The sequence below is a fragment of the Pseudomonas sp. E45-MNA-CIBAN-0222 genome, assembly GCF_040310405.1.
Lineage (GTDB): Bacteria > Pseudomonadota > Gammaproteobacteria > Pseudomonadales > Pseudomonadaceae > Stutzerimonas > Stutzerimonas stutzeri_AC.
The window spans coordinates 1-13,140 of sequence record NZ_JBEOPU010000003.1 but is presented as its reverse complement, the minus strand read 5'-3'; the positions used below and the strand labels follow the sequence as shown (position 1 = coordinate 13,140).

14 protein-coding genes are annotated in these 13,140 nt (G+C 60.7%); 10 read left to right on the top strand and 4 right to left on the bottom strand.

What is annotated here, in order from left to right:
* Positions 1-18: 18 nt before the first annotated feature.
* Positions 19-1,635, top strand: a complete 1,617-nt coding sequence (nadB, locus tag AAEZ08_RS05485; RefSeq protein ID WP_003282112.1) for an L-aspartate oxidase — start codon at positions 19-21, stop codon at positions 1,633-1,635.
* Here the strand turns inward: nadB and AAEZ08_RS05480 are convergent.
* Both AAEZ08_RS05480 and AAEZ08_RS05475 read right to left on the bottom strand, forming a co-directional pair.
* A complete protein-coding gene (locus tag AAEZ08_RS05480) occupies positions 1,604-2,059 on the bottom strand; it encodes a protein YgfX (RefSeq protein ID WP_082332100.1) in 456 nt (151 codons plus the stop codon). The two genes, nadB and AAEZ08_RS05480, sit on opposite strands and share 32 nt — an antisense overlap.
* A complete protein-coding gene (locus AAEZ08_RS05475; RefSeq protein ID WP_003282111.1) occupies positions 2,043-2,297 on the bottom strand; it encodes an FAD assembly factor SdhE in 255 nt (84 codons plus the stop codon). Before AAEZ08_RS05475 ends, AAEZ08_RS05480 begins: the two co-directional genes overlap by 17 nt.
* A gap of 147 nt (positions 2,298-2,444) precedes the next feature.
* Here AAEZ08_RS05475 and ygfZ point away from each other — a divergent pair, with 147 nt between their 5' ends.
* The 3 genes from ygfZ (at position 2,445) to AAEZ08_RS05460 (ending at position 5,006) form a co-directional block, all read left to right on the top strand.
* Complete coding sequence (gene ygfZ, locus AAEZ08_RS05470) at positions 2,445-3,392, top strand: CAF17-like 4Fe-4S cluster assembly/insertion protein YgfZ (RefSeq protein ID WP_003282110.1); 948 nt, start codon at positions 2,445-2,447, stop codon at positions 3,390-3,392.
* Between the two features lie 113 nt (positions 3,393-3,505).
* The gene (locus AAEZ08_RS05465) at positions 3,506-4,342 is read left to right on the top strand and encodes an HDOD domain-containing protein (RefSeq protein ID WP_500123877.1); all 837 of its coding nucleotides are present in this window, start codon (positions 3,506-3,508) and stop codon (positions 4,340-4,342) included.
* A 148-nt stretch (positions 4,343-4,490) separates the two neighbouring features.
* Positions 4,491-5,006, top strand: a complete 516-nt coding sequence (locus AAEZ08_RS05460) for a DUF4142 domain-containing protein (protein ID WP_003282108.1) — start codon at positions 4,491-4,493, stop codon at positions 5,004-5,006.
* Positions 5,007-5,040: 34 nt separating this feature from the next.
* Here AAEZ08_RS05460 and ung read toward each other — a convergent pair whose 3' ends face one another.
* Positions 5,041-5,736, bottom strand: a complete 696-nt coding sequence (gene ung / locus AAEZ08_RS05455; protein ID WP_003282107.1) for a uracil-DNA glycosylase — start codon at positions 5,734-5,736, stop codon at positions 5,041-5,043.
* Positions 5,737-5,984: 248 nt separating this feature from the next.
* On the opposite strand from ung, the gene AAEZ08_RS05450 reads away from it, so the two are divergent.
* The 3 genes from AAEZ08_RS05450 (at position 5,985) to dspII (ending at position 9,381) form a co-directional block, all read left to right on the top strand.
* Complete coding sequence (locus AAEZ08_RS05450) at positions 5,985-7,229, top strand: ABC transporter substrate-binding protein (RefSeq protein WP_500123876.1); 1,245 nt, start codon at positions 5,985-5,987, stop codon at positions 7,227-7,229.
* A gap of 158 nt (positions 7,230-7,387) precedes the next feature.
* Positions 7,388-8,206 carry an enoyl-CoA hydratase gene (locus tag AAEZ08_RS05445; RefSeq protein WP_003282104.1) on the top strand — a complete coding sequence of 273 codons (819 nt, stop codon included), beginning with the start codon at positions 7,388-7,390 and terminating at the stop codon, positions 8,204-8,206.
* Between the two features lie 65 nt (positions 8,207-8,271).
* Positions 8,272-9,381, top strand: a complete 1,110-nt coding sequence (dspII, locus tag AAEZ08_RS05440) for an enoyl-CoA hydratase/isomerase DspII (RefSeq protein ID WP_500123971.1) — start codon at positions 8,272-8,274, stop codon at positions 9,379-9,381.
* Between the two features lie 7 nt (positions 9,382-9,388).
* Here the strand turns inward: dspII and AAEZ08_RS05435 are convergent, their stop codons facing one another.
* A complete protein-coding gene (locus tag AAEZ08_RS05435; RefSeq protein WP_482695658.1) occupies positions 9,389-9,796 on the bottom strand; it encodes a hypothetical protein in 408 nt (135 codons plus the stop codon).
* Positions 9,797-10,026: 230 nt separating this feature from the next.
* Here AAEZ08_RS05435 and rsxA point away from each other — a divergent pair, with 230 nt between their 5' ends.
* The 3 genes from rsxA to rsxC all read left to right on the top strand — a co-directional run.
* On the top strand, positions 10,027-10,611 hold the full coding sequence (gene rsxA / locus AAEZ08_RS05430; RefSeq protein ID WP_003282096.1) for an electron transport complex subunit RsxA: 585 nt from the start codon (positions 10,027-10,029) through the stop codon (positions 10,609-10,611).
* The gene (gene rsxB / locus AAEZ08_RS05425; protein ID WP_500123875.1) at positions 10,608-11,183 is read left to right on the top strand and encodes an electron transport complex subunit RsxB; all 576 of its coding nucleotides are present in this window, start codon (positions 10,608-10,610) and stop codon (positions 11,181-11,183) included. Before rsxA ends, rsxB begins: the two co-directional genes overlap by 4 nt.
* The coding region (rsxC, locus tag AAEZ08_RS05420; RefSeq protein ID WP_500123874.1) for an electron transport complex subunit RsxC at positions 11,180-13,140 on the top strand (1,961 nt) is incomplete at its 3' end. The genes rsxB and rsxC, both read left to right, overlap by 4 nt.

Sequence of the window (13,140 nt, the reverse complement as noted above, 5' to 3'; positions counted from 1 at the left end):
TTCCCCGCGGAATTGGACATGACTCAGGTTCAACGATACGACGTCTTGGTCATCGGTAGCGGCGCGGCCGGCTTGACTCTCGCGCTCAACCTGCCGGCAGATCTTCGCATTGCCGTACTGAGCAAGGGCGACCTCGCCAATGGGTCTACCTATTGGGCGCAAGGAGGCGTCGCCGCAGTCCTAGACACCACCGACACCGTGGAATCCCACGTTGCGGACACGCTGATAGCAGGTGGTGGCCTCTGCCATGAAGACGCCGTCCGATTCACCGTCGAGCACAGCAACGAGGCCATTCAGTGGCTTATCGAACAGGGCGTGCCCTTCACCCGCGACGACGCCCCTGATCGCGAAGACGGCAGCTTCGAATTTCACCTTACCCGCGAAGGCGGTCATAGCCACCGGCGCATCATTCATGCCGCGGATGCTACGGGGGCAGCAATCTTCAACACGCTGCTCGCACAGGTCAGAACCAAGAACAACATCGAGCTGCTCCAGCAGCGCGTCGCGGTAGATCTGATCACCGAACACAAGCTTGGGCTTCCCGGCAGGCGCTGCCTTGGCGCATACGTACTCAACCGAAGTACCGGTGAGGTGGAGACATTCCAAGCGCGATCAGTGGTTCTGGCGACCGGCGGCGCCGCCAAGGTGTACCTATATACCAGCAATCCGGATAGCGCTTGCGGCGACGGCATCGCCATGGCATGGCGCGCCGGTTGCAGGGTCGGCAACCTCGAGTTCAATCAGTTTCACCCCACCTGCCTGTATCACCCGCAGGCCAAGAGCTTCTTGGTTACCGAGGCACTGCGCGGCGAAGGCGCCCTGCTCAAGCTGCCAAATGGCGAGCGCTTCATGCCACGCTTCGACGCCCGCGAGGAACTCGCACCACGAGACATCGTCGCGCGTGCCATCGATCATGAAATGAAGCGCCTTGGCATTGATTGCGTCTATTTGGACATTAGTCACAAACCCGCGGAATTCATCAAGGCCCACTTCCCGACGGTTTATGAGCGCTGCCTGACCTACGGAATCGACATTACCCTCCACCCCATACCGGTCGTACCCGCTGCGCACTACACCTGCGGGGGCATAGTCGTCGACCAGGCAGGCCGGACCGACGTCCCCGGCCTCTACGCCATTGGTGAAACCAGCTTCACGGGTCTGCACGGAGCCAATCGAATGGCCAGCAACTCGTTGCTCGAATGCTTCGTCTACGGACGCGCAGCAGCCCAGGACATCCTGCGCGAGCTACCCAAAATCACCGCTCCCACGAATCTCCCCACCTGGGACGCCAGCCAGGTCACCGACTCCGACGAGGACGTGATCATTGCGCATAACTGGGATGAGCTGAGGCGTTTCATGTGGGACTACGTTGGCATCGTCCGCACCAGCAAGCGCCTGATGCGCGCGCAACATAGGGTACGCCTGCTGCTCAGCGAAATTGATGAGTTCTACAGCAACTACAAAGTCAGCCGCGATCTGCTCGAACTGAGAAATCTCGCACTGGTTGCGGACCTGATGATTCGCTCAGCCATGGAGCGCAAGGAAAGTCGAGGCTTGCACTACACCCTCGACTACCCCGACCTGCTACCGCAAGCGCTCGACACTATTCTGGTGCCACCCACCTACGCCGACTGAACTTGAGCCGCACCCGCAGCCGTCGATGCTGCTCGTGCGGCAGCGAGTCACGGGGAACGCAGACGCTACTAGCAAAGCGCTGCCCGGAAAGACGAAAGCGAAGAATAACCACTAGAGGCAATGCCAGACTGTCAGGCAGCAACTGAACCGACTGCCAGCCCTGCTGCTCACTCCACAGGTACCAGCCGGACTCTTCGTGGCGCAAACCGCACCACGCCTGCGGACTGGATAGCAGGATACCGCGGGGCAATACGTACCACGCATGTGCAAGCCCCAACAGCACGCAGCTGAATTGCAGCCACGGCGGAGCCGCCGACAACAGAATTGCCGCCAAGGCCAGCGCTTGAACGGCAAGGTAGAGTGCCAACAAAAGACCTGACGGCCGCCAGCGGCACTCGAAAGGCTGATTACTTGGGCTGGACACGGTCGAGGATCATGCGAACCATCCGACGCAGATCTTCGTCATCGGGCTCACCACGCTGCATGAACCAGCCGAACATGTCCTGATCTTCGCAGCTCAAGAGCTTGCGGTAGCGACGCTGATCTTCTTCATCGAGATCCGGGTAAACTTCCTTGACGAACGGCACCAGTAGCACGTCCAGCTCCAGCATGCCGCGACGGCTCTGCCAGAACAGGCGATTGAGTTCGGATTGCTCTGCCATACATCAGCTCCTGTTGAGAAGGCGCGCATTATAGCGACTGCATTACGCTCTTCAGTCGCTTTTTTCGCCGCACTGCAAACCAGCCACCACGCAACCATTTTCATCGGCCTGTTATGATGTCCACCCGGATTCCGACGACGACTGATCATGACCGACACTGCTTATTTTTGCGTTCTGTCGCATGAGGGCGTCCTTGCCGTACGCGGCCCGGATGCCAGCAAGTTTCTCCAGGGTCAGCTGACCTGCAACCTCAACTATCTCAATGCCGATACATCCAGTCTCGGCGCACGCTGCACCCCAAAGGGGCGCATGCAGTCGAGCTTCCGCATTGCGCTGGACGGAGACGGCTACCTGCTGGCAATGGCCAGCGATTTGCTGCAATCGCAACAGGCTGACTTGAGCAAATACGCCGTGTTTTCCAAGTCACGCCTCAGCGATGAGAGCGCCGACTGGTGCCGATTCGGCCTTTCAGGAGGCGACGGCTCGCTGGTCAGTCTTGGCCTGGACCTGCCGCAAACCGCCGATGCGACGGCGCGCAGCAACGGGATGATCGCGATCCGCCTCCAAGACAGCCGCGCCGAGCTTTGGGTGCCCAGCGCCGAAGCGTCCCAGGTTCGCTCTCGCCTGAGCGCACAGCTCAGCGAGGCGCCTGTTAACCGCTGGTTGCTTGATCAAGTTCGCGCTGGCGTGGGGCAGGTCTTCGGCAGTACCCGAGAGCTGTTCATCCCGCAAATGATCAACCTGCAGGCGCTAGGAGGCGTCAGCTTCAAGAAAGGCTGCTACACGGGCCAGGAGATCGTGGCGCGCATGCAGTATCTGGGCAAACTCAAGCGCCGCCTGCATCGCCTCATGATCGAAGGCACGCAAGAAGAGTTACCAGCTCCCGGCGTAGAGCTTTTCTCGCCGGTCCACGGTTCTAGCGTGGGCGAAGTGGTGTTTGCCGCGACTAGCGCTGACGGGATCGAACTGCTTGCGGTGGTGCAGGAAGATGCGGCCGCCGACGGGCGTCTATGCCTGGGCTCTCCGGACGGCATGCCGATGACTTTGCTCGATCTGCCGTATCACCTAAATCCGGACCAGGAAATTCAGCGCTAGTGCGAACCGGAACCAGAAACCAGATACCCCAGAGGTGCACCATAGGCAGCAGGCCAAGGCCGGCGTGACCATAAGCGCCCGAGCAACACTGAACGACACCTTAAAGGAATGACATGAGCACCCTTGCCGAGAAAGTCCAGCGTGAATTGACGCTCGCGATCGAGAACGACGAACTGGTCCTGCCCACCTTGCCAGAGGTGGCGCTGCGCGTTCGAGAGGCCGCCGAAGACCCGGATATCAGCATTCCTGCGCTGAGCAAAGTGATTGGCAACGACGCGGCGGTGACCGCCCGCATTATCAAGGTCGTCAACAGCCCGCTGCTGCGTACCAGCCGCGAGATCGACGACCTGCAAATGGCAATCAGCCGGCTGGGCATCAACTACACCTGCAACCTGGCAACGGGTCTCGCCATGGAGCAGATGTTCCAGGCGACCACCGACGTAGTCGATCGCAAGATGCGCGAAGTCTGGACCAAAAGCACCGAGGTTGCTGCGATCAGCCATGTGCTCTGCCGCCATTACACGCGACTGATGCCGGATCAGGCGACACTCGCGGGCCTGGTTCACCAGATCGGGATACTGCCAATCCTGACCTATGCCGAAGAGCACAGCGCGCTGCTTGCCGATTCGTTCAGCCTCAACCACGTCATCGACAAGATTCACCCCATGGTGGGCGAAAAGATCCTGCGGGCGTGGGACTTCCCCGATGCCATCGCGTCGGTTGCCGGTCAATACACCAATTTTCAGCGCAACTCAGTTAAGGTCGATTACGTAGATATCGTCCAGGTTGCAACGCTGCAAAGCTATATGGGCACCCAACACCCCTATGCGCAGCTGGACTGGAGCGACATTCCAGCATTTGCCAAGCTGGGCCTGGATCCAAGTGAGCTTATGCAGGAAGACGAAGATCTTTCCGCCGCAATGGACGCTGCAATGACCATGCTTGGATAAGCAACACCGCCTCCCATTACCGTTCGCCCGAAAGCGAGGAACCGTCCCTAACGACGCCTAGTCACAAAAAGGGACGGCAATCTCGCCGCATCGAGGTTTCGTGTCTTGCTCATGCTCGACACAACCCTGGTGAAGAAAGGAGAACGCAATGACCAAAACAACCAAGACAATCTTCTCAGGCGCCTTCGCGTTACTCGTCGGAATGGCCGCCAACATGGCATTCGCCGCTGAAGGCGAGAACTTCGTCGATGAGGCCTCGGCGAAAGGCATTGCCGAAATCGAAACGGCAAAGATGGCGCTGGACAAGGGCACATCCCAAGACGTAAAGCAGTTTGCGCAGAAGATGATCGACGACCACACCAAGGCCAATCAGGAACTCGCACAACTGGCGCAGCAGAAAGATCTGGAGATGTCAGACGAAGCAACACTGATGGACAAGGCCAAAGCCATGATCCTGAAATTGCGTGACGGCGAGAATTTCGACGAGGCCTACGCTAACAACCAAGTCGTTGCTCATGAACAGACCATCGAGCTGTATCAGGAGTACGTAGAAGGTGGCGAAAATGCCGACCTCAAGCAGTTCGCTCAGAAGACACTGCCGAAGCTCGAAGAGCACCTGAAGCATGCCAAGGACCTGCAGTCCAAGCACGCCACGAAGAACTAACATTCAAGCCCGATGCCGCCCGGCAGGCATCGGGTTAGACCTCTGACGGCAGTCTCCAGTCGATCGGCCGCATCCCCTGCTGCTGAAGAAATTGATTGGCACGACTAAAGTGCCCGTTGCCGATGAACCCACGGTGCGCCGAAAGTGGCGACGGATGCACTGACTTCAAAATCAGATGCCGAGTTGCATCTATCAGCTTCGCCTTCGATTGCGCATGCGCACCCCAAAGGATGAACACCAGATGCGGGCAGCGCTCGCCAACCACTTCGATTACCTGATCGGTAAACTGGTGCCACCCAGCCTTTGCATGCGATCCAGCAATGCCCTGCTCTACCGTGAGCGACGTATTGAGCATTAGCACGCCCTGCTCCGCCCAATGCTGCAGGTAACCGTGCTTGGGGATATCCAGGTTCAGATCGCGCTTCAATTCCTTGAAGATGTTCTGCAGCGATGGTGGCGCGGCTATGCCTGGCTGTACCGAGAAGCATAAACCGTGGGCTTGCCCCGGACCGTGGTAAGGGTCCTGACCGAGAATGACCACCTTCACTTGATCAAGCGGCGTTGAGTTGAGCGCATTGAAGATCATCGGTCCTGGAGGATAGATAGTCTTTCCAGCCGCCTTCTCACGCCGCAAGAACGCCCCGAGTTCGAGCATGTAAGGCTTGTCGAACTCCTCGCGTAGCGCCTCCTTCCAGCCGGCCTCGAGCCTGATGCGATCATCTTGAGTCATGAGCAATTTCCGGGTGGCCAAGCCGCCGAACCCTAAAAAACCTCACGATCATTGTCAACGGCCAGACCGCCCGTGCATTGCGATACCGCAATATCAACCCCCCTCCTTTAGTCATAATTGCACCTGGCTCACGTACTGATGCGGGCATGCCTTCCAGACCTCACATAAAGAGTGACGCAAGCACTAGCCGCAAGGTAAAAAAGCCCACTGCCAAAACCAATAACAAAAGCGATAACAAGGAACATGCTATGAAGCGGATTACCCTCTTGGCGTTAGGGCTGGGGTTCTGTCTTACGGCTCAGGCTGCCGACCCCATCACGCTTGGCCTGAACTACCCCCGCACCGGCAGCTACAAGGAAGAAGGTCTGGCGCAGATGCGCGGAGCCTTGCTGGCCATCGACGAGATCAACGAGGCCGGCGGCGCGCTGGGTCGTCCTCTGCAGCTGATCAGTCGCAACAGCGCCTCGCGCCCGGACAAGTCCATCGCCAACGTCGACAAGATGGCTGACGAAGGCGTCGCCATGCTGTTTGGCGGCGTATCCAGTGCGGTAGCGATCGCCGCCAGCAAGCGCGCCAAGGAGCGCGGACTGCTCTATTTCGGCACCCTGACATACTCCAACGACACCACCGGCAAGGATGGCCACCGCTACATGTTCCGCGAGTGCAACAACGCCTGGATGAGTGCGCGGGTGCTGGGCCAATACTTGAATGAGAACATGCCGGGCAAGACGTACTTTTACATCACCTCCGACTACACCTGGGGCCACACCAGCGAAAGCTCGCTTCGCCAGGCCACCGGCACCGTCGACCCGAACAAGCACCAGGGGGTAAAGACAGCCTTTCCCGGTGCTCGCCTGTCCGATTACCGAGCCGCTCTGGAAAAGGCCGCCGACAGCGGGGCCGAGGTGCTGGTGCTGGTACTGTTCGGAGAGGACATGGTGCGCGCCATGCGCATCGCCGATGAACTTGGCCTGAACAAGAAAATGCAGATCGCCATCCCCAACCTCACCCTCTCGATGGTCGAGCTGGCTGGCCCTGACATCATGCGTGGCGTGCTTGGCACCGAGCCCTGGACCTGGCGCGTGCCCGAACTGGAGGGCTCCGAGCGCGGCAAAGCCTTCGTGCGCAACTTCGGCGATCGCTATCAGACCCACCCATCCAGCTCCGCCGCGTCGGCCTACAGCATCGTGTATCAGTGGGCCGACGCCGCCACCCGCGCCAGGAGTATTGGTAGCGAGCAGGTCATCGCGGCGCTGGAAAACCACAGCTATAGCCTGCTCAAGGATCAGCAGCAGTGGCGCGGGTTCGATCACCAGAATGTGCAGACTGTTTATGCCGTTCGCGTGAAGCCTCGTGATGAGGTCCTCAAGGACCGCTTCAAACAGGACTATTTCGAAATCGTCCATCGCCTGTCGGGCGAGCAGGCCGCGCCTACGCTCGCCGAATGGCAGGAAGAGCGTCGTGTCGGTGGTCAGCCGACTAGACTACAGTGACAAAGGCGCGGTGTGCCTGAGCAGCAGCTCTGGCGCACCGCGCAGGCCTGCTGAACCATCGGAACGCCGCAACCTCGCAGCGCAGAAGGACTCTGAAGAGGAGCGACATGCCATGTCGCCGGTCAGCAGACGTCTGAGTTGCCACGAGGATTTCGACCATGAGTACTGCGGTAGAGCCCTACCAAGCCGGCGTCTTCGACCTTACCCACAAGCTGACCGTGGAAAAACATGGTCACACTGCTCTCATCACCATCAATCATCCGCCAGCCAATACCTGGGACCGAGAGTCGCTGATCGGTCTCAAACAGGTAATTGAGCATCTCAACCACGACGATGACATCTACGCGCTGGTGATCTGTGGCCAGGGCGAGAAGTTCTTCAGTGCCGGTGCGGACCTGAAACTCTTCGCCGACGGCGATCGCAATAGAGCCCGAGAGATGGCACGACGCTTCGGCGAAGCCTTCGAGGCGCTACGCGACTTCCGTGGTGTTTCCATCGCCGCGATCAACGGCTTTGCCCTCGGCGGCGGTCTGGAATGCGCGCTAGCCTGCGATCTGCGGATCGCCGAGCAGCAGGCGCAGATGGGCTTGCCCGAGGCTTCAGTCGGGCTGCTGCCTTGTGCAGGCGGTACCCAGGCATTGGCCTGGCTGGTCGGTGAAGGCTGGGCCAAACGCATGATTCTCTGTGGCGAGCGCATCACGGCAGAAACCGCGTTGCGCATCGGCCTGGTGGAGCAGGTGGTCGAGCCGGGCCAGTCACGCGGCCACGCGCTGCTGCTTGCATCCCGCGTTGCAAGGCAAAGCCCGGTGGCGGTGCGCGCTATCAAACCGCTGATAGATAGCTCCCGCCAGCGTGTGCCTAACACACTAGCCGCTGCCGAGCGGGAGGCCTTTGTAGAGCTTTTCGAGGCAGAGGACACTCTAGAGGGCGTCAATGCCTTTCTCGAAAAACGAGACCCTCGCTGGCGCAACCGATGAGCACCCCACCACGCGCAGGGCCGTAAGCACTGCCCACAAAAATGAAACAGGTGTCGAGAATGCCCATGCACGTCACCTTCGAGGAACGCCCTGCGCTGCACGGCTCGCGGATCGCCATTGCCACGCTGGACGCTGAGCAGCAGCTCAACGCGCTGAGCCTGCCAATGATCGAAGCGCTGCTCGACCAATTTCGCCGCTGGGCCACGGCACCAGCCGTGGTCTGTGTGCTCTTGCGAGGAAACGGCGCCAAGGCATTCTGTGCCGGTGGCGACGTCCGCCGACTTGCAGAGGCTTGTCGGGCCGAACCCGGGACCGTGCCGTCATTGGCCGAGCGTTTCTTCGCGGACGAGTACCGCCTTGTCCATCTGATGCACCACTACCCCAAGCCGTTGATCTGCTGGGGACACGGCCATGTCATAGGTGGCGGCATGGGCCTCCTACGAGCCGCAACGATCCGTATCGTTACGCCGAACAGTCGCCTGGCGATGCCGGAAGTCGCCATAGGCCTGCATCCCGATGTTGGTGCAAGCTGGTTCCTGCCGCGCGCCCCGGGAAAGCTGGGCCTGTTTCTAGGCCTCACGGGCACACAGCTCAATTCGCGCGACGCATTGGATATCGGTCTGGCCGATCGCTGCCTGATGGACGAGCAACAACCCGAACTGATCGAAGGGTTGGTACAGATCAACTGGCAGGAGCAGGCGGACCACCAGCTTCACAGCTTATTGCGAGCCTTTTCCAAGCAGGCAACACGACAAATGCCTGAGGCCCGCTTGCTACCGAGACGCGAGCGAATAGATGAATTGCTCGATGTGGCCGACCTGCCTCATGCCTGGCAAGCCTTGACCAGCTATCAGGACGACACGGATGAGCTATTCACCCAGACATCTCGCAACCTCGTAAGCGGCTGCCCGCTGAGCGCCCACCTGGTCTGGGCCCAGTTTCAGTACGGCACGAAGCGCTCGCTAACACAGGCCCTGCAGACGGAATACGCGCTAAGCCTTAACTGCTGCCGCCACCCCGAATTTGCCGAAGGCGTCCGAGCGCGGCTGATCGACAAGGACAACCATCCAACCTGGCATTGGAGCGACGTCCACAGCATCCCGCCAGCCGTCGTTCGCGCGCACTTCGAGCCCACTTGGGCAGGGGCGCACCCGCTTGCTGACCTGTCTGAATGACTATTCATCAGCGACGATAGTAGTGGTGGCGCCCCCCTCGATCGTATTGCGGGCGCAACCTATGATCGCGTCCATCCCTGATCAGCGGCGGCCGCTGGTGGCGATTTTCCTGGCGCCATTGCTGTCGCCGCTCGACGCCGCGGTGGCGATCGTAGTACTGCGGCGGTAACTGGCTCTGATAGCGTGGCGGCAGGTTGTGCTGGTACTGCGGATAATGGGAATAGGGGCTGCGTGGGTCGTACTGACGCGGACGACTGTCCTGACGGTAGCCCCGGTTATACTGCTGCGGGCTCTGATTGAAATAGCGAGGGCTCTCGGCTTGAAAAACCCATACGCCGTCACGTCGCTCGGCATGGGCCTGAAGGCTCAGAGCCCAACCAACGCAGAGAAAAATCAATAAAGAACGAATGCTCATGGAGCCACCTCCGAGGGTGTCACAGGCTTCTACCATCAGACCACAACCATGAGCCAGCTGCAGAAACAGCGGACAACCGGCAGGCGCGCCACGATATTCCGCGCCTCCAAGCGTCGCTCCATCACCGCGACGGGCCGCCGCACCTTGTATGGCTGCCGCTGCTTCCCGATAATAGCGGCCCTTTAGCCCCACGGCTCTCGCAGAGCGGACGGAACGGGAATAGACCCTAGATGACCGAACTCGCCCTGATCATGGTTAGCGCCATCCTGGTCAACAATTTCGTGCTGGTGCAGTTCCTCGGTCTGTGCCCGTTCATGGGCGTCTCAAAGAAGATCGAGACCGCCATCGGCCTGTCGCTGGCCACCACCTTCGTGCTGACGCTGGCCGCCATGTGCAGCTACCTCGTCCAGCAGTACGTGCTCAAGCCGCTGGACCTCGAGTTTCTTCGCACCATCAGCTTCATTCTGGTGATCGCGGTGACCGTGCAGTTCACCGAGATGGTGGTGAACAAGACCAGTCCGCTGCTCTACCGCGTACTCGGCATCTTTCTGCCACTGATCACCACCAACTGCATCGTGCTCGGCGTGGCGCTGCTGAACGCTAACAAGGCCGAATTCACCTTTCTCACTGCCACGGTCAACGGTTTCGCCGCGGGCCTGGGCTTTTCCCTGGTGCTGGTGCTGTTCGCCGCCATGCGCGAGCGCATCGCCATCGCCGACGTGCCGAAGTCGTTCCAGGGGGCGGCGATCGGCATGGTCACGGCCGGGCTGATGTCCCTGGCATTCATGGGCTTCACCGGGCTGATCAAGCTATGAGCGCGGTTATTATCGCAGTGCTCGCACTGCTCGCCCTGTGCCTGCTTGGCGGTGCCATCCTCGGTTTCGCTGCCGTGCGCTTTCGCGTCGAGGGCGACCCCATCGCCGAGCAGATCAATGCATTGCTTCCGCAAACCCAATGCGGCCAGTGCGGCTATCCCGGCTGCAAGCCCTACGCCGAAGCCATTGCCGGCGGCGACAAGATCAACAAGTGCCCACCGGGCGGCGAAGCGACCATCCAAGCCCTGGCTGACCTGCTCGATGTCGAGGCGGAGCCGCTGGATGCCGAGGGTGGCGAAAAGCCGCAGATGGTCGCCTACATCCGCGAAGCCGAGTGCATCGGCTGCACCAAGTGCATCCAGGCCTGCCCGGTTGACGCCATCGTTGGTGCCGCGCGACAGATGCACACCGTGATCATTTCCGAATGCACCGGCTGCGACCTGTGTGTCGAACCCTGCCCGGTAGACTGCATCGACATGATCGAAGTCGGCAGCAACCTGCAGAGCTGGAAATGGAACCGGCCGCTGGCGCCCGGCCAGCTGATCGCGACTGATCGGGAGCAGGCCGCATGACCGTACTAAAGATCTGGGACATCCACGGTGGCATCCATCCACCGGAGCACAAGGACCTGTCCAACCGCACGCCGATCCAGCCGGCCCCGCTGCCCAAGCGTTTGGTCCTGCCTCTGGCGCAACATCTCGGTGCTCCGGCCGAGCCCTGCGTCACCCTTGGCGAATACGTACTCAAAGGCCAACAGATCGCTGTCGCCAGCGGGTTCGTCAGCGCGCCGCTGCATGCTCCGACCTCCGGTAAGGTCAGCTTCATCGGACCGCAGCCCTACCCGCATGTATCAGGCATGCTCGCTAACGCGATCGTCATCGACAGCGATGGCGAAGACAAATGGATCGACCTGCATCCGCAGCCGGATTACCGTGAACTCGAGCGCCCTGCCCTGCTCGAGCTGATTCGCCAGGCTGGCATCAGCGGCCTTGGCGGCGCTGGCTTCCCCACCGCCGTGAAGCTCTGCCCACCGCCGACCCAGACGATCCGCACGCTGATCATCAACGGCACTGAGTGCGAACCCTACATCACCGCCGATGACCTGCTGATGCGTGAAAAAGCCGCCCAGTTGGTAGCAGGTATCGAGATTCTCGCGCATCTGATTCAGCCGCAAGAGGTACTGATCGGTATCGAGGACAACAAGCCCGAAGCGATCGCCGCGGTGCGGGCGGCCATCGGCGAGCGCCCCTTCACGTTGAAGGTTTTCCCGACCAAGTACCCGTCCGGCGGCGAAAAACAGCTGATCCAGATTCTCACCGGAGAAGAGGTGCCCAGTGGCGGCCTGCCAGCGGATATCGGCATGCTCTGCCAGAACGTCGGCACCTGCGTCGCCATCCACGACGCGGTACTGCTCGGCAAGCCGCTGATTTCGCGCATCACCACCCTCACCGGCGAAGCGCTGGCGCGGCCGATGAACGTCGAGGTGTTGATCGGCACCCCCGTGGATGAGCTGCTGGCCTTCGCCGGTCTAGATCAGCACAGGCTCAACCGTTTGATCATGGGCGGCCCGATGATGGGGTTCACCCTACCGTCCCTTGAGGTACCGGTGGTCAAGACCACCAACTGCCTGCTGGCCAGCACGCTTGAAGAACTGCCGCCGCCGCCACCAGCGCTGCCGTGCATCCGTTGCGGAGAGTGCGCCGAGGCCTGCCCGGTCAGCCTGCTGCCGCAGCAGCTGCATTTCTTTGCCCTCGGCCAGGAGCATGAGCAGCTCAAGGCCCATAACCTGTTCGACTGCATCGAGTGTGGTGCCTGCGCATACGTTTGCCCATCCAGCCTCCCATTGGTGCAGTACTACCGGGCGGCCAAGGGGGAGATTCGCGAGCTGGAGCAGAAGCAGCAGAAGGCCGAACACTCCAAGCAGCGCTTCGAACTGCGCCAGGAGCGTCTGCGCCGTGCCGAGGAACAGAAGGAAGCCGAGCGCAAGGCCCGTGCCGATCGAGCAGCAAGGGCGAAGGCCGCACAAAGCGAAACCGCGCCAGTCGCCACCGCTCCGGGCTCGGCACAGAAGGTCGGTCTCTCTGAAACGCAGAAGAAACTCAAGATCGAGGCCAGCATGGCCCAGGTCGCCTTGAAGAAGGCTGAAAAGCAGCTAGCCACCCACGCCACTGCCGAACTGGAAGCCCAGGTTGCCGACCTGCGTGCCGCCGCCGAGGCCGCACAGCGCGCGCTGGATTCCGCGATACAAGCAGATGCCATCGCCCCGGATGTGGCGTCAGCACCAGACGACGAGGCTCTGAAGAAGGCCAAGATCGAGGCCGCCATGCTCAAGGCGCAGATCCGCAAGCTGGAGAAGCTCGAAGCACTGGATGACGATCAGCAGACTGAGCTCGCCCGCCTGCGTCAGCAACTGAGCGAAGCCGAGCAGGCGTTGAGCGCCGCGCAGAGTGCAGCGCCCGCACCCGCCGCCAAGCCAGCGGACGACGAGACTCTGAAGAAGGCCAAGATCGAAGCCGCCATGCTCAAGGC